20 protein-coding genes are annotated in these 23,525 nt (G+C 44.9%); 11 read left to right on the plus strand and 9 right to left on the minus strand.

Annotation, left to right across the window (positions count from 1 at the left end; translation table 11 throughout):
• Positions 1-21 precede the first annotated feature (21 nt).
• The 6 genes from KIV41_RS07610 to pspF all read right to left on the minus strand — a co-directional run bounded on the left by KIV41_RS07610 (position 22) and on the right by pspF (position 6,526).
• Entirely contained in the window at positions 22-804 is a 783-nt protein-coding gene (locus KIV41_RS07610; protein WP_010449113.1) for an ATP-binding cassette domain-containing protein, read from the minus strand.
• Positions 801-1,796, minus strand: a complete 996-nt coding sequence (locus KIV41_RS07615; RefSeq protein WP_010449111.1) for an oligopeptide/dipeptide ABC transporter ATP-binding protein — start codon at positions 1,794-1,796, stop codon at positions 801-803. The genes KIV41_RS07610 and KIV41_RS07615 overlap by 4 nt, the downstream gene beginning before the upstream one ends.
• Positions 1,796-2,683, minus strand: a complete 888-nt coding sequence (gene sapC, locus KIV41_RS07620) for a putrescine export ABC transporter permease SapC (protein WP_010449109.1) — start codon at positions 2,681-2,683, stop codon at positions 1,796-1,798. Before sapC ends, KIV41_RS07615 begins: the two co-directional genes overlap by 1 nt.
• The gene (locus KIV41_RS07625) at positions 2,670-3,632 is read right to left on the minus strand and encodes an ABC transporter permease subunit (RefSeq protein ID WP_010449107.1); all 963 of its coding nucleotides are present in this window, start codon (positions 3,630-3,632) and stop codon (positions 2,670-2,672) included. The genes sapC and KIV41_RS07625 overlap by 14 nt, the downstream gene beginning before the upstream one ends.
• The gene (gene sapA, locus KIV41_RS07630) at positions 3,632-5,251 is read right to left on the minus strand and encodes an ABC transporter substrate-binding protein SapA (RefSeq protein ID WP_285335999.1); all 1,620 of its coding nucleotides are present in this window, start codon (positions 5,249-5,251) and stop codon (positions 3,632-3,634) included. The genes KIV41_RS07625 and sapA overlap by 1 nt, the downstream gene beginning before the upstream one ends.
• Before the next feature lie 264 nt (positions 5,252-5,515).
• Positions 5,516-6,526 (minus strand): phage shock protein operon transcriptional activator, encoded by a 1,011-nt coding sequence (pspF, locus tag KIV41_RS07635; protein WP_171358459.1) that lies wholly within the window; start codon positions 6,524-6,526, stop codon positions 5,516-5,518.
• A gap of 234 nt (positions 6,527-6,760) precedes the next feature.
• Between pspF and pspA the strand changes: the two genes are divergently transcribed.
• From pspA to KIV41_RS07670, 7 genes are all read left to right on the plus strand, one after another.
• Entirely contained in the window at positions 6,761-7,432 is a 672-nt protein-coding gene (pspA, locus tag KIV41_RS07640) for a phage shock protein PspA (RefSeq protein ID WP_010449102.1), read from the plus strand.
• 14 nt (positions 7,433-7,446) lie between these two features.
• Positions 7,447-7,680, plus strand: a complete 234-nt coding sequence (gene pspB / locus KIV41_RS07645) for an envelope stress response membrane protein PspB (RefSeq protein WP_045388354.1) — start codon at positions 7,447-7,449, stop codon at positions 7,678-7,680.
• Entirely contained in the window at positions 7,673-8,062 is a 390-nt protein-coding gene (gene pspC / locus KIV41_RS07650; RefSeq protein WP_010449099.1) for an envelope stress response membrane protein PspC, read from the plus strand. Before pspB ends, pspC begins: the two co-directional genes overlap by 8 nt.
• A gap of 166 nt (positions 8,063-8,228) precedes the next feature.
• Positions 8,229-9,260, plus strand: a complete 1,032-nt coding sequence (locus KIV41_RS07655) for an efflux RND transporter periplasmic adaptor subunit (protein WP_045388357.1) — start codon at positions 8,229-8,231, stop codon at positions 9,258-9,260.
• A 1-nt stretch (position 9,261) separates the two neighbouring features.
• Positions 9,262-10,347 (plus strand): efflux RND transporter periplasmic adaptor subunit, encoded by a 1,086-nt coding sequence (locus tag KIV41_RS07660; RefSeq protein WP_045388360.1) that lies wholly within the window; start codon positions 9,262-9,264, stop codon positions 10,345-10,347.
• Positions 10,344-13,448 carry an efflux RND transporter permease subunit VmeI gene (gene vmeI, locus KIV41_RS07665; RefSeq protein ID WP_045388363.1) on the plus strand — a complete coding sequence of 1,035 codons (3,105 nt, stop codon included), beginning with the start codon at positions 10,344-10,346 and terminating at the stop codon, positions 13,446-13,448. Before KIV41_RS07660 ends, vmeI begins: the two co-directional genes overlap by 4 nt.
• A gap of 69 nt (positions 13,449-13,517) precedes the next feature.
• A complete protein-coding gene (locus KIV41_RS07670; RefSeq protein ID WP_182026240.1) occupies positions 13,518-14,081 on the plus strand; it encodes a DNA-3-methyladenine glycosylase I in 564 nt (187 codons plus the stop codon).
• 45 nt (positions 14,082-14,126) lie between these two features.
• Here the strand turns inward: KIV41_RS07670 and KIV41_RS07675 are convergent, their stop codons facing one another.
• Both KIV41_RS07675 and cls read right to left on the minus strand, forming a co-directional pair.
• A complete protein-coding gene (locus tag KIV41_RS07675) occupies positions 14,127-15,332 on the minus strand; it encodes a cystathionine beta-lyase (protein ID WP_285336000.1) in 1,206 nt (401 codons plus the stop codon).
• A gap of 190 nt (positions 15,333-15,522) precedes the next feature.
• Entirely contained in the window at positions 15,523-16,980 is a 1,458-nt protein-coding gene (gene cls / locus KIV41_RS07680) for a cardiolipin synthase (protein WP_285336001.1), read from the minus strand.
• Positions 16,981-17,410: 430 nt separating this feature from the next.
• On the opposite strand from cls, the gene KIV41_RS07685 reads away from it, so the two are divergent.
• From KIV41_RS07685 to KIV41_RS07700, 4 genes are all read left to right on the plus strand, one after another.
• Entirely contained in the window at positions 17,411-18,781 is a 1,371-nt protein-coding gene (locus KIV41_RS07685; RefSeq protein WP_045388513.1) for a sodium-dependent transporter, read from the plus strand.
• A 251-nt stretch (positions 18,782-19,032) separates the two neighbouring features.
• Positions 19,033-20,646, plus strand: coding sequence for a methyl-accepting chemotaxis protein (locus tag KIV41_RS07690; RefSeq protein ID WP_045388381.1), 1,614 nt, complete (start codon positions 19,033-19,035; stop codon positions 20,644-20,646).
• A gap of 49 nt (positions 20,647-20,695) precedes the next feature.
• Positions 20,696-21,388 carry a TIGR01621 family pseudouridine synthase gene (locus tag KIV41_RS07695; RefSeq protein WP_032802679.1) on the plus strand — a complete coding sequence of 231 codons (693 nt, stop codon included), beginning with the start codon at positions 20,696-20,698 and terminating at the stop codon, positions 21,386-21,388.
• Between the two features lie 31 nt (positions 21,389-21,419).
• Complete coding sequence (locus KIV41_RS07700) at positions 21,420-22,352, plus strand: class I SAM-dependent methyltransferase (protein ID WP_285336003.1); 933 nt, start codon at positions 21,420-21,422, stop codon at positions 22,350-22,352.
• Positions 22,353-22,444: 92 nt separating this feature from the next.
• Here KIV41_RS07700 and KIV41_RS07705 read toward each other — a convergent pair whose 3' ends face one another.
• Positions 22,445-23,488 (minus strand): hybrid-cluster NAD(P)-dependent oxidoreductase, encoded by a 1,044-nt coding sequence (locus KIV41_RS07705; RefSeq protein ID WP_285336004.1) that lies wholly within the window; start codon positions 23,486-23,488, stop codon positions 22,445-22,447.
• Between the last annotated feature and the right edge of the window lie 37 nt (positions 23,489-23,525).

The following is a 23,525-nucleotide window of genomic DNA, read 5'->3' on the forward strand; positions in this document are numbered from 1 at the left end:
AACTTACTACTCACTCAATTTTTAGTGGCTTGGCGCTTTGTAAAAATGACTCTCAACCAGTCGTTGGGTAATCGCATGCTCTGGATTGGTTAGGATTTGGTTTGTATCACCAAATTCCACTACTTCGCCTTCATGCATCACCATCACTTTGTCGGTAATGTGTTTCACGATGCCGATATGTTGAGATACATACACGAACGACAAGCCCATTTCTTCTTGAAGCTCCAAGAAGAGGTTGATGATCTGAGAGCGCATTGCCATATCGAGACCGTTTAACGCTTCATCGGCAACGATGATCGACGGCTGAAGTATCAAAGCACGAGCAAGGCATACACGTTGTTTCTGACCCGCTGCGAGCATTTGAGGGTAGAAGTAAGCATGCTCTGGTAACAAGCCTACACGCAACAAGGTGTCTTTCACACGTTTCATACGTGCATCTGGCGGCATGTTAGTATTACGCTTTAGTGGCCCCTCCAAAATACGGCCTATTTGAATACGTGGATTCAAAGACGTATTTGGATCCTGGAAAATCATGCGAATCAGCTTACAACGCGTTGAGTAATCCTTATGTTCAAGGCGTTCTCCGTTTACACGAATCTCACCAGAGGTCGGTTCAATCACGCCTGCAAGCATGCGCGCTAGGGTAGATTTTCCTGAGCCGTTTTGTCCGATAAAACCGATGGTTTGCCCCGGTTCTAAACTGAAGCTTACCGGTTTCACTGCCTCTTTGACTGTACGTTTAAACAGACCTGAGCGCGTGACGAACTGTTTCGATAGGTTATCGACTTCAAGCAACGCACTCATGAATTTTTCTCCGTATTCAGTGGGAAATGACAGCTAAATTTATGGTTCTTTATACGTTTAGTATGTGGTATTTCCACACACTGTCTCTGGGCGTAGGGACAACGAGGACCTAAGCGACAGCCAATCGGCAAATGTTGCAAAGGAGGGATAGAACCTGGCAGAGATTGCAGTTTCTGTTTATGCGGTATCCAGTCATTAAAGTCTGGCATCGCTTTCAGCAATGCTGCCGTATAGGGATGCTTAGGTGCTTCGATGAGTTTATCTGTATCCGCTGATTCCACCGACTGACCACAGTACATTACGGTAATGCGGTTTGCCCATTGTGTAATGGTCGTCAAATCGTGTCCGATCAATACAATCGTGGTGTTATTGAGCTGATTCATACGGCTCAACAAACGCAAGATTTGTGATTGCGTAATTGGGTCAAGGTCGTTAGTTGGCTCATCAGCAATTAAGATCTTCGGCTTAGTCGCGATTGCCATTGCGATCATGACTTTTTGACATTCACCATCGGTTAGTTCGTATGGATAGCTGCCCATTAAACGTTTGTGGTCTTTAATACCTACTTTGTGCAGTAGGGCAATGGCTTGCTTTTTACGCCATTTAAAGCGTTCCCACCATTTACCTTCAAAAGAGCGAGATGGGATCGATTCGATCAGCTGACGTCCCACTTCTTCTGAAGGGTCTAAACAAGTTGAAGGCTCTTGGAATATCATCGCGATATCACGCGCAATCACACGTCGACGCTCTTTCGGTGTCAATTGAAGCAAGTCAATATTACCAAGGCGCATTCGGTCCGCAGTGACTTTCCAGTTGTCCTTACAAACGCCTACAATCGCTTTTGCAACCAGACTCTTACCCGAGCCTGATTCACCTACCAAACCACGAATTTCGCCTTCATTCAAGGTGATACTCATGCGGTCGACGGCTTTCACCAAACCCGATGGTGTTTCAATTTCAATGGTTAAATGTCGAATATCTAATAACGGCATTATTCGATCCCTGCATTGAGCGCTTGGCGTACACCTTCACCCACTAAGTTTAGAACAACCACGGTAAACATAATGGTGAGACCTGGTAGCGTCACGGTCCATGGTGCGATGTAAATCAGCTCAACGGAGTCGCCCAGAATCGCACCCCATTCAGTACTTGGTGCTTGAGCACCTAAGCCTAGGAAACCTAGTGCTGTGATGTCTAGAATCGCTACAGACAGCGCCAGTGTGATTTCTGCAGCAATCACCGTTAGAACGTTTGGCAAAATTGAGTTCCACAGAAGGTAGAAATCATTAGCGCCATCTAGACGTGCGGCCATGATGTAATCTTTTTCAACTTCGGTATGCACTGCAATGTACACCGAGCGAATAAAACGCGGAATCAAAGCTAAGCAGATTGCGAGAAGAATATTGAACTCACCAAAGCCCAAGAAAGCTACAAAGATAATCGCAAGCAGTAGCGATGGAATTGACATCACCGTGTCGAGTAGGTGATTCAACGTGCTTGAAAGAAGGCCTTTGGTCATGCCTGCCAAAACACCGATAAAGCAGCCGATAAGAGCTGCGATAGCAGTGACAGCGACAGCAGCACCAAACGTTAACTGCGAGCCGATAATCAGGCGCGAAAGAATGTCGCGGCCCAAGTCATCCGTACCTAAGAAGTAATCTACCGTTCCCGCTGGTGCCCAAGATGGTGGAACGAGTAATTCACCCGATTGTGCTTGTGGATCATATGGAGCTAGTAAGGGCGCAAAAATGGTTACCAATACGATGAATACTAAGCACCATAGGCCGAACATTGCGAGACTATTTGCACGATAACTGCGCCAGAAGCGCTCAAACTGAGTCGGAATACGCTCTTCCTGATAAACGTTATTTGTTAGCATACCATTCCTTTCTCACTAGAGGGTTGATCATCGCTCCGATCAAGTCTGATAGTATATTCGCGGTCAAAACCAGAGTTGCGAGAACCATAACGCCCGCTTGAATTGATGCATAATCTTGATTTGCAAGTGCATCCAATAACCAGCGACCTATCCCCGGCCAGTTGAAGATAGACTCTGTAATGATCGCCAAAGTGATCATACTGGATAGCTGAACGCCAACTTTTGGGATGATTGGTGGAATTGCGTTGCGAAGTACATGCTGAGTGACAATTTCACGGTTGGATAAACCTTTGATTCGCGCAGCACGGATATAGTTTTGGCTCATTACTTCCGCGACTGAAGAACGCATTAAGCCGATGACTTGAGTGGTAGGTGCAAGTGCTAATACCAAACATGGCAAGATCATGTGTTCGATTACACTTTGCAGTGCGTGCGCTCGGTACTCACCTTTTGCCATAAAGGCATCAATAATGGCGAAGCCCGTAACATGATCAATTTCGTAGAGTAAATCGTAACGCCCTGCTACAGGAAAGACGTGATACTGCAACGAAAACATCATGATCAACATCAGTGCGACCCAGAAAATCGGTGCTGAGTAACCTGACATCGCAACAAACGAGATGCTGGTATCGAGCCATTTGCCTTGTTTCATACCTGCAATGGTACCGAGTGGGATACCAATCAGTAGCGACACCACGAAAGCGAAAAAGCACAGCTCTAGCGTTGCAGGGAATACCACCGCCAGTTCATCGTAGATGGGGTTACCATTTTTGCTAATACCGAAATTGAGCTGAGACAGCTCGACTAAGTAGCTTTGCCAGCCTGACCAAAACTCAACGTTTGCCCAGTGTGAGATGGGATCTAGGCGTAGCAGAGAAAAGCCCACTAAAGTGAGAATCATCAAAGTGATGACAAAGAGATTAAGGCGTCTTACGGCATACCAAAACATTAATGAATTCTCTCAACTTTATTAAAAGGTTGTGAATTGAAAGGGCTCGATCTAAAGCCTTTCAGCGATTTATCGTGGACACGGAATTGAACGCCATGAGCCAGCGGAATAACCGGAAACTCCTCGTTCAAAATGTTCTGCGCTTGACGGTACAAGTTCAGGCGGTAACGTGGTTGTTGTGTTTCTAGTGCTAAGTCCAGCAAGAAGTCAAAATCATCGTTACACCACATTGATACGTTCAAACCGACACGTTCTGAATCACAAGAAAGTAGAGGCCTGAAGAAGTTATCCGGATCACCAGTGTCACCAATCCAGCCAGTGAGCAACAAGTCGACATTATCGATGGTTTCAAGTTGCGTTCGTTCAAAACGATCATCGGTCAATAACTTCAATTCAACACCAATATCGGCAAAGTTTGCTTGAATTAATTCTGCAGTCTTTCTTGGGCTTGGATTAAATGCACGAGGCTCTAATGGAACCCACATAGTCAGCTTAAGCCCTTTCTTAAACCCAGCATCGCGTAGCAATGCCAAAGCATAATTTCGGTCATAACGTATTTTTACGCTGTCTTTTTGATAAGCCCACGAGTTCGGAGGAAGTAGGGTATAAGCTTGAGTACCCGTACCGTAGTAAACAGAATCCAGAATATTTTGTCGATTGATCGCTAGGTTTAATGCTTGGCGAACTCGAGGGTCACTAAGTGCAGAATGACTGGTGTTGATAGCGATAAAAGAAACGTTGTTCGCTGGCGTTGCGGTTAACTCAAGGTGCTCTGTTTCTTGAATGATCGGAATCTGGCTAGAAATTGGCGATGCCAAAACATCACATTCATTTCTTAATAGCTTGGCGAGAGTACCTGTCCCACGATGCGAGATATCGAATACGACTTGTTCCATCTTCGCTGGTGACTTCCAGTATCTAGGGTGACGCTCTAGCCGAATAAGATCGTTAACTTGGTACTCTTTAAGTTGGTAAGGACCACTGCCGATAGGCAAAAAGTCTATTTGTGCTTTTTCATCTTTTACAGCAAGCTGCTGACCATACTCGGCAGATAAAAGTACTGCATGGCTAGTAGCGATATTCGCTAGGAATGCAAAGTTAGGTTGAGTAAGAACAAATTTAACTGTGTAGTCATCGAGAGCTATCACATCTTTGACAAGGTTTTGGAAATCTAAGCCCGCAAACCATGGATAAAAACCACCACCAACGTCGTGAAACGGATGGTTTACATCAATGATTCGCTTAAAGCTAAATACGACATCTTGCGCATTTAATGCCCGAGTCGGTGTGAACCAAGCAGTACTCTGGAATTGAACACCGCGCTTAAGATTAAACGTGTATTCAGTTCCCGCTTCGTTTACAGACCAACTTTCTGCAATGTTTGCAACGGGTTGATGAGATTTTGGATCGAGCGTAAGCAGTGTATCGTAAAGCTGAGGACTTAAAGCTTCAGCAGTGATACCACTGTCAATGAGCTGAGGGTTAAATGTTGTTGGCTTACCTTGCCCACAAAACACAAATCCATTCTCACGAATCTCATTGTGATCGATTTCGTCACCACATGCGGTGAGTAAGCTAATACCAAGAAGGCTCAGCGATAGTCTTATAAAAGCTTTCATAATATGAAATGGTCATTGGACTTTGCTTGTTCCTTCTGCTTTTTGCATTAGGTATAACAAGCGAAAATGATCCCGCTAATTTATCATCTTTACCAACTCGCTCCAAACATAAAATCTTTGAGTCACGGGGTGTTAGATCAAATTACCGTATCATTGTCTGGTTGTTGACCTTCTTTGCCTCTCAAATTGCCCACTATTGATGTAAAACAGCTTGTTTTCCTTCAGTATAGTGAGCCATTTCTAGAGTGAGAGGGCTGGTGAAATTTATCCTTGGCCGACTAAACTGTATTTTCTGACCATACCTCTAAGTTGGTGGTAGCTTAATCCCAATAACTCTGCTGCTTGGCGTTGGTTAAATTTCGCTTCTTCCAGTGCACGGTTGAGCAGTTCAATATCTTGCTCTTCTTGCCATTGTTTATAGTCCAGAGGGAACCGAATCACAGAGGTTTGATTGGTTTCAGTTGTTTCAGTTTCTTCTTGAACAGCGGTATGACCAAGCGAGTTATCCCAACCAGTTTCAAATGGGTTAAAGGTAAGATGCTCGATAGGGTCAGCATTCAAACCGTGGCGATAGATCGCTCTTTCAATAACGTTCTTTAGCTCACGGACGTTACCCGGCCATTCGTAATCGAGCAGCGACTGTTGCGCTTCTTCAGTGAAGCCCACAAAGTATTCCAACTGTAATTCACGACACATCTTAATGGCGTAATGCTCTGCAAGAGAAAGAATGTCTTCTTTTCGTTCTCTCAGCGGCGGAAGCATAATGACATCAAACGCCAACCTGTCGAGCAGATCCGCTCGAAAATCGCCTTGTTCGGCTAGTTTCGGTAAATCGGCATTGGTCGCACATACTAGGCGCACATCGGCAGTGAGTGCAGTATGCCCACCTACACGCTCATATTCGCCGTATTCGATCACACGTAACAGTTTCTCTTGCACCAACAAAGGGGCAGTTGCTAATTCGTCTAGAAACAGAGTGCCGCCTTCAGCACGTTCAAAACGTCCTTTGTGTTTGCCTTTAGAGCCAGTAAATGAACCGGATTCATGGCCAAATAGCTCGGAATCAATTAAACCTTCGCTTAGGGTCGCACAGTTTAAAGAAAGCAGTGGCTTGTCCCAACGCTTTGATAAATAGTGTAAACGTTGCGCGATGAGTTCTTTACCCGTGCCTCGCTCGCCAATAATGAGTACAGGGCGTTCGATTGGCGCAAGTTGTGATACTTTATCTAGTACGGCGAGAAAAGCGGGCGATTCACCAATGAGGTTTTGCTTCATAAAGTCCTTCTTATTTTCTATCTGGCCATAAGTTACCGTATTGAAGTTGGTGAAATTTACCAACTATTGGTAAAAAACATCATAGCATATCGGTGCGCCACAACAACAATGTGCTTAACTTATTGTTTATTAAGCTTAATTAAAGTTGGCACGCAACTTGTTATATGTAAAGGGAGACGCAAGGTAAATTAACGCCTTGTCGAGTTTAAATAGGAAAAAAAGAGGAGTTCCGTTATGGGTATTTTTTCTCGTTTTGCAGATATCGTTAACTCAAACATCAGTGCATTGCTAGACAAGGCGGAAGATCCTGAAAAAATGATCCGTCTTATCATTCAAGAAATGGAAGACACACTCGTAGAAGTACGTACTAACTCGGCTAAAGCAATTGCAGACAAAAAAGAGTTGGCTCGTAAAGTGGAAGCACTAGAAGACCAAATTAATGAATGGAGCCAAAAGGCAAGCCTTGCTTTAGTGAAAGAGCGTGAAGATTTAGCACGTGCTGCACTAATTGAGAAGCAAAAACTTGAGCAAGTGATTAAAGGTCTTCACACTGAACAGACGTTGGTAGAAGAGACCATCGAAAAATTGACGGGTGAAATTGGTAAGTTAGAAGCCAAGATCACTGAGACACGAGCAAAGCAACAAGCGCTAGCGATTCGTAATCAAACCGCATCTAACCGTCGCGATGTGCAAAAACAGCTTCACGCAGGTCGTACAAACGAGGCGATGGCAAAGTTCGAGCAGTACTCTCGTAAGATTGACGAAATGGAAGCAGAAGCGGATCTGTACGCGAAAACTGGCAACGCAAAATCTTTAGACCAAGAGTTTGCAGAGCTACAAGCACAAGATGAAATTGAAAAAGAGTTGGCAAAACTGAAAGAACAGATGTCATCGAACGATAAATAAGAAAGGAGCCATTTATGTCGACATTTTTTATTACTGGACCATTGATTGTCTTTTTAATCTTTGTCGCTCCACTATGGCTCTTCTTACACTATCGCAGCAAACGCAAAGCAGATAGTGCACTGTCGAGCCAAGATCTAGAGCGTCTTCAGGTACTGTCTGAAAAAGCGGAGGCGATGCAGTCTCGAGTTGAAACATTGGAGCGTATCTTGGACGCAGAATCCCCAACGTGGAGACGTAAATATGAATAAACGAGAACTGTATCGTGACCCTGTAAATGGAAAAATCTCCGGCGTGTGTGCCGGAGTGGCAAACTACTTTGGTGCGGAAGTTTGGTTAATTCGTATCGTTGTGATTTCAGCGGCATTACTAGGTGGTACCTTTCTAGTATTGCTAGCATATGTCGCGATGACCTTTATGTTGGAAAAGCAGCCAGTGACTTACACAGAAAACATTAAGTCACGCCAAGAACACACGCTGAAGAGTAAACCGTGGCAGAAAGGTCAAAGCCCAGACCAGTTGTTGAGTGTGCTAGAGAGCGACTTCAGTCGCCTTGATAGCAAAATTCGCGGTATGGAGGCGTATGTCACATCTGATACTTACCGCGTAAACAGAGAGTTTAATAAGCTCTAGTAATCAGTTCCCAATCTATTGATAAAGCAGACTCAGGTCTGCTTTATTTTTATCTCAAATTACTATTTTTTAAGAAATTTTTTCCTTCCTTCTCTAGAAGAACACCATAAATTCATCTACCTTAAATAGAATGGATGTTAAATGGATGTTAAATGGATGAATTCACATGAGAAAAGCGCTCATTCCCTTAGCGGTCATGACGGTTCTATCTGGATGTGGGAAAGAACTGCCTCCTGTCCCTGAACCCGAATCACGGCCCGCAAAGCTCTTCACGGTCTCTGTAGGCAATGCCCAGTTTGAAAGACATTTTCCTGCCACCACAGAAGCCGGCGACCGAGCAGTACTCGCATTCCGAGTGCCTGGCTTACTTCAATCGATAGAAGTGAAAGCAGGGCAAATGGTTAAAAAAGGCGACGTGCTCGCGGTACTCAACCCTGACGAGTATTCACTCCTCGAAAAACAAGCCCGTGCTAATTACACCTTAGCCGACGTTCAATACGAACGTTCGAAAAAGCTTCGCAAAGAGCAGGTGGTATCTGAACAAGACTTCGATGCGGCAAAAGCCAATCATAATTCCGCAAAAGCACAGTGGGACCAAGCCAAAGCAAACCTAAGATACACAAAACTTGTTGCGCCTTACGATGGCACTATTTCCTATCTGCCAGCCGAAAACCATGAGTTCGTGGCCGCTAAAGAAGGTGTCATGAACATTCAAACTAACCAAGTGATGAAAGTGCTGTTCCAGCTGCCTGATCACCTGTTGAGTAAGTTCACTCAAGGTGCCAATGCCTTCGCGACGATGACTTTTGACGCGTTTCCTGAGCGTTCTTTTGAACTCACTTTCCAAGAAATTGATACCGAAGCCGATCCTAAAACCGGCAGCTATAAGGTGACGATGGTCATGGATCGCCCAGAAGGTGTGGGTATCTTACCGGGTATGTCCGGTAACGTTCACTTAGTCTCTGAAAATGCTGGTGTGACCAAGATTCCTGATTCAGCTTTGTTTACTGAAGATGGCAAAACTTGCGTTTGGCGCGTGAATGAACAAGGTATTGTTGAGAAAGTCTCAGTCACGTTGAACGAAAAGCAGCAAATTGAAGAAGGCTTGGATGATGGAGATCAAATCATCATCTCTGGTGTGAACGTGATTGAGTCAGGGATCAAGGTTCGCGAGTGGGTTAAGGAGCGAGGATTGTAATATGAAAGTAATCTTAGCTTTAACGGCTCTCTGTTCTGCCGTGTTGTTAGCGGGATGTGGTGACAAGGGCACAGAGAGAGAGGTTGAAACACCGCGCGTCCGTGTTGCTTCATTAGAAGGAATGAAAGTGGATGATAACCTGTACTTCCCTGCTATCGCTAACGCTGCCGATCGTTCTCACTTGAGTTTTCGTGTAGCAGGAGAGGTGAGCCGTGTCTTAGTCAAAGAAGGTGACAGGGTCGTAAAAGGAGATGTAATCGCGAAGTTGGATCCAACTGACTACCAATTGGATGTTGATAACGCCTCGGCTCGCTTTTCCGTGGTTGATAGCCAATATCGTCGTTCCGCGCCTTTGGTAAAGAAGGGATTATTGGCGAAATCTCAATTTGATGAAATTGCAGCGCAACGACAAATTGCACTTGCAGAGTTAGAACTGGCAAAACTGCGTTTGTCTTTTACCACACTAAAAGCCCCAGTTGATGGCATCATCTCGCGAGTTAATGTCGATCAATTTGAAAACATCAAGGTAGGTCAGTACATCGTAAACATTCACTCAGTGGAACGAGTTGAAGTTTTAATTCAGCTTCCGGATCGATTGTATGTGAGTCAGCCACCAACAGAAGAGCGGTTGACTACGATTAATGCGGTTGTTCGTGTACCGAGTGGTAATGAATATGAAGCAAGAATCAAAGAATTTACCACTGAACCTGATCCTAATACGGGTACGTTCACCGTTACGCTTTCTTTGCCGATGCCTGAAGATGAGTACATTCTTGATGGTATGGCTGTGGATGTGACATCTAAAGACAAAAATGTTGGTTTGGAACTCAATGTTGGTATCAACGTGCCGATTGAAGCAATTTTCAATGCTGATGGTGATGAGTTAAGCCGAGAAAACAAATTTGTATGGGTATTGAACGACGATAATACCGTCAGTCGCCAAAAGGTACGAGCGGGTAAAGCCTCACAAACGTCGGTCCAAATCCTCGACGGCTTAGAGCTTGATGACAAAGTGGTTGTGGCCGGTTTATCTCGATTGAGAGATGGCATTAAAGTGGAAGTAATCAAGCAGGAGGCAACGCAATGAGTGAGCAAAATAATAGTGCGCCTCAAGACGATGATAATGTAACGGGTATTGCAGCGTATTTTATCCGTAACCGTGTAATCAGTTGGATGGTTTCATTGATCTTTTTGATTGGTGGTACTGCAGCATTCTTTGGTTTAGGCCGTCTTGAAGACCCTGCTTTTACCATCAAAGATGCAATGGTTGTTACGTCGTACCCAGGAGCGACGCCTCAACAAGTGGAAGAGGAAGTAACGTACCCGCTCGAAAAGGCCATTCAGCAGTTAACTTATGTGGATGAGGTTAACTCGATTTCCAGCCGTGGTCTGTCGCAGATCACTGTGACAATGAAGAATAACTACGGTCCAGATGACTTACCGCAGATTTGGGATGAATTACGTCGTAAAGTGAATGATTTGAAGGGATCTTTGCCTCCGGGCGTAAACGATCCTTCGGTCATTGATGACTTTGGTGATGTATACGGGATCTTGCTTGCGGTGACTGGTGATGGTTACAGCTACAAAGAGCTACTCGATTACGTTGACTATTTAAGGCGTGAACTCGAATTAGTTGATGGTGTTAGTAAAGTCTCAGTGTCAGGGCAGCAGCAAGAGCAAGTCTTCATTGAGATTTCGATGAAGAAATTAAGCAGTCTCGGCTTGTCACCAAATACAGTCTTCAATCTATTGTCTACGCAGAACGTGGTTTCGGATGCGGGTGCAATCCGAATTGGTAACGAATATATTCGTATCCAACCAACAGGTGAGTTTCAAAGTGTTGATGAGTTAGGGGATTTGTTGCTAACCGAGTCCGGTGCGCAAGGCTTGATCTTTTTGAAAGACGTAGCAGATATCAAGCGTGGGTATGTTGATGTACCAACGAATATCATCAACTTTAACGGTAACTTAGCTCTGAACGTTGGTGTGTCGTTCGCGCAAGGCGTTAACGTGGTTGAAGTCGGAAAATCATTTGACCGTCGCCTTGCTGAGTTGAAATATCAACAACCTGTTGGTGTTGAAATCTCTGAGATATACAGTCAGCCGAAAGAAGTAGACAAATCAGTGAGCGGGTTCGTTGTCAGCTTAGCGCAAGCGGTTGGTATCGTAATCATCGTATTACTGTTCTTTATGGGGCTTAGATCTGGTCTGCTAATTGGTTTGATCTTGTTATTGACGGTTCTGGGTACCTTTATTTTCATGAAGTACCTAGCCATCGACTTGCAGCGTATTTCTCTCGGTGCTTTGGTTATCGCACTGGGTATGCTGGTGGATAACGCCATCGTGGTGGTGGAAGGGATACTGATTGGTACCCAGAAAGGGCGAACGAGGCTACAGGCTGCCACTGATATCGTAACCCAGACCAAATGGCCTTTGTTGGGTGCTACGGTTATCGCAGTAACCGCCTTTGCTCCGATTGGTTTGTCTGAAGACTCAACGGGTGAGTACTGTGGGACCTTGTTTACGGTGCTGCTCGTTTCTTTAATGTTGAGTTGGTTTACGGCGATATCATTAACCCCATTTTTTGCTGATATCTTTTTTAAAGGTCAGAAAATAAAGAGTGGGGAGGGCGAAGATAATGACCCTTACAACGGCATTATCTTTGTTATGTACAAGAACTTCCTTGAGTTTTGTATGCGCCGAGCTTGGCTAACAGTCATTGTTTTGGTTGCGGGTCTTGCTGCAAGTATTTATGGCTTTACCTTTGTGAAACAAGCATTCTTCCCATCATCAACCACACCTATCTTCCAGGTAGATGTTTGGTTACCAGAAGGGACGGATATTCGTGCTACTAATGCAAAACTAAAAGAGTTAGAGGGCTGGTTAGCAAAGCAGGACCATGTCGATCATATTACGACGACAGCCGGTAAGGGCCTGCAACGTTTTATGCTGACGTATGCTCCAGAAAAGAGCTATGCCGCGTACGGTGAAATTACCACACGAATGGATAACTACGAAGCGTTAGCACCATTGATGGAGCGATTCAGAGCGCATATAAAAGCGAACTATCCAGAGATCAACTATAAGCTGAAGCAAATTGAATTGGGTCCTGGTGGCGGCGCGAAAATTGAAGCTCGTATCATCGGTTCAGATCCTACCGTACTTCGCACTCTTGCCGCTCAAGTTATGGACATAATGTACGCGGATCCGGGTGCAACGAACATTCGTCATGACTGGCGTGAACGTACGCAAGTACTAGAGCCTAAATTCAATGAGAGCCAAGCTCGTCGTTACGGCATCACCAAATCAGATGTAGACGATTTCTTGTCGATGTCATTCTCTGGTATGAACGTTGGTCTATATCGTGATGGTACAACGCTGATGCCAATCGTCGCTCGTCTTCCTGAAGATGAACGCATTGACATCCGTAACATCGAGGGGATGAAAATTTGGAGCCCAGCTCAGAGTGAGTTTATTCCACTACAACAAGTAACCATGGGCTACGACATGCGTTGGGAGGATCCAATCATTGTGCGTAAGAACCGCAAACGTATGCTGACGGTTATGGCAGATCCAGATATTTTGGGTCAAGAGACTGCGGCGACCTTGCAAAAACGTTTACAGACTCAGATTGAAGCAATCGAAATGCCACCAGGTTACTCATTAGAGTGGGGTGGTGAGTACGAGTCATCAGGCGATGCGAAGGCGTCATTGTTCACAACGATGCCAATGGGCTACTTGTTCATGTTCTTGATCACTATCTTCTTGTTTAACTCAATCAAAGAGCCGCTGATTGTTTGGCTGACGGTGCCTCTGGCATTAATCGGTGTTACAACTGGTCTACTTGCCTTGAATACACCGTTTGGTTTTATGGCGCTCCTTGGATTTTTGAGCTTGTCAGGGATGGTACTGAAAAACGGTATCGTACTGCTTGATCAAATTGAGATTGAGATGAAATCGGGTAAAGAAGCGTACGACGCGGTTGTTGATGCGGCAGTAAGCCGTGTCCGTCCAGTATGTATGGCAGCGATTACTACTATTTTGGGGTTGATTCCGCTGCTACCGGATATCTTCTTCAAACCTATGGCGGTAACGATCATGTTTGGTTTAGGTTTTGCGACCATACTGACATTAGTTGTTGTGCCAGTGTTGTATCGTCTATTCCACAAGGTGGCAGTGCCTAAGTAACGGCTTAGTTTAAGTAACGTTCTAAAACGCCTCTGGCTAACGTCAGAGGCGTTTTTATAAGGATTAAATATGGAACAGAATACGTGTGCATGGGCGATGAACCATCCACTTGAACGCGAATATCACGATGCTGAATGGGGTGTGCCTGTACACGACGATACGGTATTGTTTGAATTCATCACGTTAGAAGGTGCTCAAGCCGGCTTAAGTTGGATTACGATTTTGAAAAAACGCGAAGGTTATCGAGAGGCGTTTGAAAACTATGACTTGGACAAGCTGATCCAACGCGATGAAGTACGTACAGAGTTCATTGTTGAAAACTTCGACGTGGTTAAACATCGAGGCAAAATCAACTCAGTATTTAGCAACGCTAAAGCGGCAAAGCAATTGATAGAAGAATACGGAAGCCTTTCTGCAGCCTTATGGCAATTTGTTGATGGCAAGCCAATTGTGAATCACTGGACAGACATGAGCCAAGTGCCAGCCTCTACAGAGCAGTCCAAAGCGATGAGCAAATTCCTCAAAAAGAAAGGTTTTAAGTTTGTGGGCGAGACGATCTGCTACGCCTTTATGCAAGCAGTCGGCATGGTCGATGACCATATTGTCGGTTGCCCATGTAAAGTAGGCAAGTAGTAAAACGCCCTAAAATTAGGGCGTTTATATCTAATCTGAAGGAACTTAGTAAGACGCTTCTCTTTCTAGTACGAGAGCGTTGTATCGCTCGAAGCCAGCTTCAAGATCGGCAATGAGATCTTCAACATCTTCAAGACCGATGTGTAGACGGACAAGTGTGCCTTCGAAGTTTGGATTCGCTACTGTGCGCAAGCTGTTAAAGCTTTTTGGCTCGTTGGCTAAAATCAAGCTCTCAAAGCCACCCCATGAATAACCCATGCTGAAGTGCTTCATACCATCTAACAGCGCAGTGGTTGCTTTCGGGTATGAGCTTTTCAATACGAATGAGAACAGGCCGTTACCACCGCTAAAGTCGCGTTTAAAGAATTCATGACCTGGGCAGCTTGCTAGGGCAGGGTGACGAACGTGATCGACTTCAGGGCGGCTTGCCAACCATTGTGCAACTTTTAGGCTGTTTTCTGCATGCTGGCGCAAACGGACATCTAAAGTTCGAATACCACGCAGACCAAGGTATGCATCATCAGGAGAAACGCACTGACCCATTAGGTAGCTTTGCTCACGTAATTGATCCCAGTACTTCTCTGACGCGACCGCAGTACCCAACATCACATCTGAGTGACCAACAATGTATTTGGTCGCGGCTTGGATCGAGATATCAACGCCGTGCTTAAATGGAGAGAAGTTCACGCCCGCGCCCCAGGTGTTATCCAACATTACGATGATGTCTTGTTCGTGTGCGATGTTTGCCAGAGTAGGAACGTCCATCACTTCCATGGTGATCGAGCCAGGAGATTCAAGGAAAAGGATTTTGGTATTCGGTTGAATAAGTTCACGAATACCATCACCAATCATAGGATCAAAGTAAGTCGTCTCGACGCCCATCTTCTTCATGATGGTGTCACAGAAGTCGCGGGTTGGTTCATAACAGGTATCAACCATTAAAATGTGGTCGCCCGTTTCGACAAAAGACAGGATGGCATTAGAAATCGCTGCTGTACCGCATGGGTAAAGAGCACAACCTGCGCCGCCTTCCACTTCAACCATGGCATCTTGAAAGGCAAAGTGCGTGTTTGTACCACGGCGTCCATAGAACAGGGTCTTGTTTGCACGGTTGATCATCGCTTGATTCTTTTCCGCAACGGTATCAAATACGATGGTAGAAGCTCGCTGTACCGGAGGGTTTACCACGCCATTTGTCCACTTCTTATCGCGGCCAGCGGTGACGAGTTTGGTCTTTTTGCCTTCTGACATAAAAATTCCCTGTCTAAATTACAATTTTCAATATTTAAAACATGGACCAAGGGTGGTTTGCAAGGGAAAAATAGAAATGAAACGACTTGTCCGAGCATCACTCGAAAAACAGTGGTATAGGGCGTAAAAAAGAAAACCGACAGCATGAATCTGTCGGTTTTGTTGAGATTTAGCGGCTTTATCTTATTTATTAAAGTAGCGGGTTAAATAAATAGAAAACACGCTCTAAGAAACGAGAAAAGATACTGCGCTTTTTCCACTCGTCTTTGCAGACAGTGTGTGACTGTTTGATGTAAGTATCTTGCAGCCATGACATCTGTTTTGTGAACTCTTCATCGTCTACCGCAAGCGTAACTTCGAAGTTCAGCCATAAGCTGCGCATGTCCATATTGACTGTGCCAACCAAACAGAACTGGTCGTCAATTACCACCGATTTGGTGTGCAGCAGGCCGCCATAGAATTCGTAGATCTTTACTCCTGCCGCCATTAACTCACTGTAGAAAGCTCTTGATGCCCATTGAACCATCATGGAATCATTTTTATGTGGGATGATGAGTTCAACTTCTACACCACGTTGTGCGGTCATTTTAAGCGTTTCAAGAAGATCGGCACTTGGGACAAAATAAGGTGTTGTGATTCTCAGTGAACGGTTCGCTTGGTTGATTGCTAAGGTCAATACCTGGTAAATCAGATACTCCGGCATCCCTGGCCCTGATGGAACCACTTGAATCGGATGTTGAAATTCATCGCTATTGTCAATGCGACATTCAGGGTGTTTAGGTAGCTGACGCTCACCTGTTTCTACTTCCCAATCCCAACAATGAATAGCACTTAACACGTTAACAGTAGGGCCGGTAATACGGACCATGATATCGATCCACTGACCAACGCCGCTACTTTGCTTGAAGAAAGCTGGGTCTACTAGGTTCATCGAACCAGTGTAGGCGATCTCATCATCAATCACGATGATCTTACGATGCTGACGCAAATCCAAACGGCGTAAGAAAATACGCCACATTTTTACTTCTAATGCTTGCACCACATCAATGCCCGCATCTTTCATCATCTTGTACCAATGACTCCGAAAGAAGCGCGGGCTGCCGGCAGAGTCGAGCAACAGCTTTACGTCTACGCCACGTTTTGCGGCCTGGATTAGGGCTGAAGCCACCGAGTCGGCCAATCCGCCAGGGTGCCAAATGTAGAAAACCATTCGAATGCTATGCTGTGCGTTTTTAATATCTTCGATGATGGAGTGAAGAATCTCATCTGGAGACTGTTGAAGTGAGAGAGTGTTGCCACTCAGTGCAGGAAGGCCTAAACGGTTGTTACACAGTTCGTCAATGCGGTAGATATGACGCCCCATTGCTTCAGGAACATGTGCGTTACAATCATTTAACTGAGTAAACCATTGTTGGAACGGTGTGAACATCACTTTGGCACGTTCAGCACGTTTTCGACCAAGATTGAGCTCACCGAATAGGAAATAACAGGCAACGCCAAGCACAGGCACGATGTAGATGACCATCAGCCATGCAAGAGAAACGCTAACAGCGCGACGTTTTAATACGACACGGATAGTAACACCAGCGACTAGGAACCAATAAAGCCCGATGCTGGCAAGGGTGAGAAAATGATAGAACTTGTCCATAAATGCCAAAAGTAATAAGCCCAATATGGATACTAAGCGCAAAACCAAATTCGGGGAACAATTTTTAATTGGGAAAGTGCAGAGGATTTTGTATCAAGGAGTGAAATTTATAACAGGGCTATCTGTTATTTTTGTGTAAAAAATAAGGTTTTTTCTTAACTTTTGACTAAAAAAGCAGCATTTAACGTGCGTGAAGTTACAATTGTTCGATAAATGTAACTTTTGGGGTTCCAATTCTAATTTGAAACTGCTTTACTTGCCATACATAGAGCGTCACACAAACATCTTATAAAGTGTATACTTTTTTTTACACAACATTTTCGACGCCTATCTCTATGCATACACAACATAACTATTTTGGAGAAGAAGCGTGGCTACAACTAATACAGCAGCACCACGTGATACGTGGGGGTCTAAACTAGGCTTCGTAATGGCAGCAGCGGGTTCCGCTGTCGGTTTAGGCAATATATGGAAATTCCCTTACACAGCAGGTGAGAGTGGCGGCGGTGCGTTCGTTGCAATCTACCTTCTATTTGTTATTTTTATCGGCTTTAGCGTAATGCTTACTGAGTTCGCTATCGGTCGTAAGACAGGTCTTTCAGCAGTAGGTGCTTTCAAATCTACTGACCGTCGTTGGACATTTACTGGTGTTATCGGCGTACTAAGTGGTCTACTGATCATGGGTTTCTACCCTGTAGTAGGTGGCTGGGCGTTAGCGTACATCTTTAAAGTAGGTGGTGGTCTACTAAGCACCCCTGAAGCAATTGGTGATAGCTTCGGCGGTTTTATTTCTGATCCAGTTCAACCGCTAATGTGGATGGGTATTTACCTATTCCTTAACATTGCTATCGTAATGAAAGGTATATCTGGCGGTATTGAAAAAGCAGGCAAAATTCTAATGCCTCTTCTATTCCTTATCCTGATCGTTGTATCAGTGAAAGGTTTGATGCTACCAGGTGCAATGGCAGGTCTTGAGTTCCTGTTCATGCCAGACTTCTCTAAAGTAGACAGCAATGTGGTTCTAGCGGCGCTAGGTCAGGCATTCTTCTCACTATCTCTCGGTATGGGTTGTATGATGACGTACGGTTCTTACCTGAAGAAGAAAGAGAACCTAGTTCAAACTACCGGTATGGTTACGGCAATGGACACAGGTGTGGCAATCCTTGCTGGTGTTGCAATGTTCCCAGCAATGTTCGCATTCGGTATGGAGCCAGCAGCAGGTCCAGGTCTAGTATTCGTTGTTGTACCTCAGCTGTTTGCTGAAATGGGCGGCGTAATCGGTCTTCTATTCGCTCTGATGTTCTTCATCGGACTAACAGTTGCAGCACTGACGTCTTCAGTATCTCTACTAGAGGTTGTGGTTTCTTACCTAATCGATGAGAAAGGCCTGAAGCGTTCAACAGCAGTACTTTCAGCAAGTGTGGTAATGGCGTCACTATGTGTGTTTGCATCACTATCACTTGGCGGTGTTGGTCCTACACTATTTGGTACTGGCGCATTCGATATTTTCGACCTGCTAACGGATAAGATCTTCTTAGCGGTTGGCGGTATGTTGGTATGTATCTTTGCTGGCTGGCGCCTGAACCGTGCTGAGCTAGAGAAAGAAATTACGAACGACGGTCAAGTATCTTTCCCACTATTTGGTCTATGGTACAACCTAGTTAAATACGTAATCCCAGTTGCTATCGCTATCGTAGCCTTCATGGGTATCAAGTCTGGTTTCGACAGCGGTAAAGGCGAAATCATGCTACTAGGTATCGGTATTATTGCACTAGCGGGTATCTTCTCTAAGAAGTTATAACTTACCCAGATCTTTTAAAATTAACAGCGGAAGTCCCTTAGGGGCTTCCGCTTTTTTATTTTCTAAATTTATATATTTGATGTTTTTAATACTAAATTCATAGGTTTATTGTGAACTTGCTCGCATAGTGATTTGAATCACAAAAAACGCGATTAAAGTTATCGAGTGGCATTCCGATAAGCCTTACAGAATTTGCGTGATTTCTTATGTTTATTGAATAAGCGTAAGAATGTTTATAGGAAAGTAATTAGATGAAAATGTCTGTTCGTAAAAAGCTGTATGCGAGCTTTGGTTCAATATTAGCCATTATGCTGGTCATGATTGGAATTATCACATTAGAAGTATTGAGCTCGCACGAAGTGGCTGACGAGGTAAGGACGGACGATGTTCCTGAAACTGTTCAGTACTTAATTTTAATTGATGAAGCCGGAGATGTGTATCGAGATGCATTAGGCGCAATTGTTGACGTGCCGGGAGCCAAAGCGGATTACCAACAAAACAAAGGAGAATTCGCCGCAGCCATAGAAGACGTTAAGCTTTTAGAAACAGTAGGCGGAGAGGACTACCGCAATGTTGAAAAGGCTGAGCGCTATATGAAAACCTTCACACAAGATTTTGAAACTCAGATTCTCACTAATTTGGGCCGTGAAAATGTTGAGCAAAATGTCGCGAAACTCCGTTCACTCTATGATGCAAACTTAGCACCGATTGAGGCAATCTTGGATGCGGCATCAATGGACGGGAGAGAAAGTACCAGTGAAGCGTTGTTAAATCTTTCTGATTCGTTTACCAGTATTGAAAACACAATCTATGTTCTAGGTTCTATCGCGTTAGTTGCCACTGCGGTAATCGCTTACTTGTTGTCGAATTCAATTACCAACCGTCTGAGCAAACTCGATGAATTGGCGCAGCGTGTTGCAGAAGGTGATCTAACGGTAGAACCGATTGAAGATAAGTCGGGTGATGAACTAGCTAACCTAGCGACGTCACTAAATAAGATGCAAGCGTCTTTGACCAGTCTTATTGGTTCGATTTCGCTCGTGTCAGAAGAAGTGAAATCTGTTACCGGTGAACTGTCAATTGTGAGCCAAGATATTGTGTCTGGTGCGAGTAGCCAATCTGATAAAGCAAACTTGATTGCGACTGCGGCCGAAGAGTTGAGCTTGACGATTTCTCAAGTTGCAGAGCAGGGTGCAGCAACGTTTGAAGAAGCACGTAAGTCCGAATCAACCGCAGAGCAAGGTCGCACCGTGATCGTGGATATGGTTGAAAGCATTCAGCAAGTATCACAACAAATGTCCGATATGTCGGTTCAGATGAACAGCCTTGGCTCTCATGGTGAAAAGATCGGCGCGGTTATCAAAGTCATTGAAGATATTGCGGAGCAGACGAACCTGCTGGCATTGAACGCAGCGATTGAAGCGGCACGTGCAGGTGAGTTTGGTCGTGGCTTTGCTGTGGTTGCAGATGAAGTTCGTGCTCTGGCTGAACGCACAACAAAGGCAACACAAGAAGTTGGTGAGATCATTCAAGCGATTCAAGTCGGGACTCAAGAGGCAGTGACTTACACCGAAGATGGCTGTCGTCTGGTTGAAATTGGTGTGAGTCAAAGCTCGGGGGCAGTGAACTCACTGGAAGAAATCGTTTCTGGTGCGGCGCACGTTCAAAGCATGGTCAATTCAATCGCGACGGCGGCGGAAGAGCAAACCGCAGTGACGAAAGAAATTGCGGCTGACATTACCTCGATCAGCGATATCTCGAATCGCTCATTACAATTGGCGAATGATAGCTCGCAAAGCGTAGAAGGTCTGAACCGCAAAGTTCAAGAGTTGGAAGCGCTGGTGGGTAAGTTTAAGCTCGCCTAATTGCTTAGAATCGGTATACTTCTGGCTCCAAACGTGGAGCCAGTTTTTTATGTTCGACATTCTACACACCCATCCAGATTTTCTGATCATCAATAAACATCCCAACGTCTCAGTACACAAGGACGATGGTGATACTATGTTGCTGCAAGAAGTAGCAAAACAAAGTGGTGATGAGCAGTTGTATCTTATCCACCGCCTCGACAAAATGACGTCTGGAATTTTGCTTTTGGGTCGCAACGCAAAAGCAGCAAGTGCGTTGTCGCAAGCATTTGCAGATCGTGAAGTCGAGAAGTTCTATCTTGCTATAGGCTCGAAAAAGCCTAAGAAGAAGCAAGGGCTGGTAGTGGGTGACATGGAACGCTCTCGTCGTTCTTCATGGAAACTGGTCAACAGCAAAACGAATCCAGCGATTACCCAATTCTTCTCACTCGCAGCAGAGCCAGGAGAGCGCCTGTTTTTATGTAAGCCACACACTGGCAAAACACACCAAATTCGCGTGGCATTAAAATCAGTTGGCTCGGGTATTGTTGGCGATCCTATTTATAACGCAGGCAATGAAGCCGACCGCGGCTACTTGCATGCATTTTCGCTGTGTTTCCCATATCAAGATGAAACGCATTGCTTTGTTTGCGACCCACGTGAACACAAAGCACTTGGCAGTAAATGGCACAATGAAACGGTATCTCAAGGTATCGACACTTGGCTCTCTCCTTGGGAGCTAAACTGGCCTACGATCAAATAACCATCACAAAGAAAACGAATAAGAGAATTCGATGCAAGCATCACAACTTCCGCTGTTTTTTCAGCATTTAGAAGCCGAGCTAACACAAGCTCCCAATGAAATCCGCCGACTGTTTCACGGTCGTGGTCGCCGCTTCGAAGGTTTAGAGCAAATCACGTGTGATTGGTTACAAGGTCAGTTGATCATCAACCTATTTAAAGCAGTCGATGAGACGTTTCTTATCGAACTAAAAGCAGGATTGAACGCGTTAGCTGAATCTGCTCTGTGGGCAGAGAAACAGGGACGTACTATCGTCATTCAACATCGCTACGCTGAAGGTGCACCTTCAGAAGTTCTGTTGGGTGAGCTAGATGCTCGACCTGTGGTTGAAGAAAGTGGCTTAAAGTACCAGTTAGACATCGGTCGCAACCAAAACTTCGGTCTCTTCCTTGATATGCGTTACGGTCGTGATTGGGTTCGTGAAAATGCGAAGCAAAAATACGTACTTAACTTGTTTGCTTACACGTGTGGCTTCTCGGTTGCTGCAATTGCTGGTGGCGCAGATAAAGTGGTTAACGTGGATATGGCGAGAGCATCGCTATCTAAAGGTCGTGAGAACCATAAGCTGAATGGTCATAACATCAACCAAGTGAGCTTTATGGGGCACGACATCTTTAAGTCGTGGGGCAAGATCAAGAAGTCAGGTCAGTACGATATGATCATCATTGATCCGCCGTCATTCCAAAAAGGCAGTTTCGCGTTAACCAAAGACTACAAAAAGATTCTACGCCGTTTGCCAGATTTATTGGCAGAAGGTGGTCAGGTGTTAGCGTGTGTTAACTCACCATCAGTGACCAGTGATTTCTTGATTGAAAGCATGAAGGAAGAAGCGCCAGAGCTAACATTCCGCGAGCGTCTGGATAACCCGCCAGAGTTTATGGATGTGGATCGCGAAGCTGCACTGAAGGTTTTGCTGTTCAGCTGAGTTTAGGTAAAGAAACTTCCGAGTTTAATAACACTTTTCCATAAACAAAAAGCGCCTAGTACGGCGCTTTTTTAATGTTCATATCAACGGTTTTAACCAATCTGAACTTCAAGATCGGATTCAATCGTCGAAGAGCAGGCGAGTACGTAACCTTGTTCAATTTCTTCTGGGGTCAATGTCTCGAGGCTGGTTGAAGAAACGCTGCCTTTGCGAACCTTACACTTACAAGAGCCACAAATGCCGCTTCGACAAGCGACGATCAAAGGTAATCCAGCACCTTCCAATACGTCTGCGAGGACTTGGCCTTTTTGCGCATCGATCGTTTGAGCAAAGTCAGGTACTGACACACTGGCCTTTTCATCTGACACTTCAGCTTCTTCACTGGCAGCAGGAGTAAAGCTTTCTTGGAAGAAGTTCGCCATATCAAAGCCAAGTTCACTCAGGTAGCTTTGGACATCAAGCATAAACTGATTTGGACCGCATAGATAAACCGTGCGCTGTTTAAAGTCGGGCACCAGTTCTTTTAACCACTCGGTATTCAAACGACCTTCTGGATAAAGCGTTTCACCGCGGTTTTTCAATAGTAATTTCAAATTGAAATCTGGATAAACCGAATGGTAGGTCTCCAGCAAATCAAAGTAGATGGTTTCCGGCTTAGAACGAGCAATGTGCAGGAACTCAATATCAACACTAGTGTCGTTGCCTAGCCATTCTTTTGCCATCGCGAATACAGGCGTGATGCCACAGCCCGCACTGATCAGCAGGGCTTTCTTTTTACCTTCTAGCGTGATTGGTGGATGGTCAATGCAGTTGAAATCACCCGTAGGAGGAAGCGCTTGAACTGTATCGCCAATGAGAAGCTTATCGATGACGTAGTTGGATACCTTACCGCCTTCGACACGCTTTATCGTTAGTTGCAGACAGTCGTCACCGGAAAGAGAGCTGAGAGAGTAAGCACGAAACTCCATCTTGCCATCGATTTCAACGCCAAGGTTGATGAACTGACCGGCTTTAAATTCAAACAAGAGCGACTCTGACAGGTCTGCCAACTTGAGGCTCACTGCATCAGCAGTTTCATGGTATTTGTCTACACAGCGTAACGTGACAGGTTGACTGCCTTGCCATTCAAAAAACATAACAATCTCTTTGGTTGTCGAGTACTCAATAGATAAA

The sequence above is a fragment of the Vibrio sp. D401a genome (genome assembly GCF_030248515.1).
In the GTDB taxonomy this organism is placed as follows: domain Bacteria; phylum Pseudomonadota; class Gammaproteobacteria; order Enterobacterales; family Vibrionaceae; genus Vibrio; species Vibrio rotiferianus.

What these genes read in the sequence shown, in the direction of transcription:
- KIV41_RS07675 (WP_285336000.1), bottom strand. Translation starts at nt 15,332, where the DNA reads ATGTCAGAAGGCAAAAAGACCAAACTCGTCACCGCTGGCCGCGATAAG.
- KIV41_RS07655 (WP_045388357.1), top strand. Translation starts at nt 8,229, where the DNA reads ATGAGAAAAGCGCTCATTCCCTTAGCGGTCATGACGGTTCTATCTGGA.
- pspC (WP_010449099.1), top strand. Translation starts at nt 7,673, where the DNA reads ATGAATAAACGAGAACTGTATCGTGACCCTGTAAATGGAAAAATCTCC.
- KIV41_RS07615 (WP_010449111.1), bottom strand. Translation starts at nt 1,796, where the DNA reads ATGCCGTTATTAGATATTCGACATTTAACCATTGAAATTGAAACACCA.
- KIV41_RS07610 (WP_010449113.1), bottom strand. Translation starts at nt 804, where the DNA reads ATGAGTGCGTTGCTTGAAGTCGATAACCTATCGAAACAGTTCGTCACG.
- sapC (WP_010449109.1), bottom strand. Translation starts at nt 2,683, where the DNA reads ATGCTAACAAATAACGTTTATCAGGAAGAGCGTATTCCGACTCAGTTT.
- KIV41_RS07700 (WP_285336003.1), top strand. Translation starts at nt 21,420, where the DNA reads ATGCAAGCATCACAACTTCCGCTGTTTTTTCAGCATTTAGAAGCCGAG.
- pspB (WP_045388354.1), top strand. Translation starts at nt 7,447, where the DNA reads ATGTCGACATTTTTTATTACTGGACCATTGATTGTCTTTTTAATCTTT.
- vmeI (WP_045388363.1), top strand. Translation starts at nt 10,344, where the DNA reads ATGAGTGAGCAAAATAATAGTGCGCCTCAAGACGATGATAATGTAACG.
- pspF (WP_171358459.1), bottom strand. Translation starts at nt 6,526, where the DNA reads ATGAAGCAAAACCTCATTGGTGAATCGCCCGCTTTTCTCGCCGTACTA.
- KIV41_RS07670 (WP_182026240.1), top strand. Translation starts at nt 13,518, where the DNA reads ATGGAACAGAATACGTGTGCATGGGCGATGAACCATCCACTTGAACGC.
- KIV41_RS07685 (WP_045388513.1), top strand. Translation starts at nt 17,411, where the DNA reads ATGGCAGCAGCGGGTTCCGCTGTCGGTTTAGGCAATATATGGAAATTC.
- KIV41_RS07705 (WP_285336004.1), bottom strand. Translation starts at nt 23,488, where the DNA reads ATGTTTTTTGAATGGCAAGGCAGTCAACCTGTCACGTTACGCTGTGTA.
- KIV41_RS07695 (WP_032802679.1), top strand. Translation starts at nt 20,696, where the DNA reads ATGTTCGACATTCTACACACCCATCCAGATTTTCTGATCATCAATAAA.
- pspA (WP_010449102.1), top strand. Translation starts at nt 6,761, where the DNA reads ATGGGTATTTTTTCTCGTTTTGCAGATATCGTTAACTCAAACATCAGT.
- sapA (WP_285335999.1), bottom strand. Translation starts at nt 5,251, where the DNA reads ATGAAAGCTTTTATAAGACTATCGCTGAGCCTTCTTGGTATTAGCTTA.
- cls (WP_285336001.1), bottom strand. Translation starts at nt 16,980, where the DNA reads ATGGACAAGTTCTATCATTTTCTCACCCTTGCCAGCATCGGGCTTTAT.
- KIV41_RS07625 (WP_010449107.1), bottom strand. Translation starts at nt 3,632, where the DNA reads ATGTTTTGGTATGCCGTAAGACGCCTTAATCTCTTTGTCATCACTTTG.
- KIV41_RS07660 (WP_045388360.1), top strand. Translation starts at nt 9,262, where the DNA reads ATGAAAGTAATCTTAGCTTTAACGGCTCTCTGTTCTGCCGTGTTGTTA.
- KIV41_RS07690 (WP_045388381.1), top strand. Translation starts at nt 19,033, where the DNA reads ATGAAAATGTCTGTTCGTAAAAAGCTGTATGCGAGCTTTGGTTCAATA.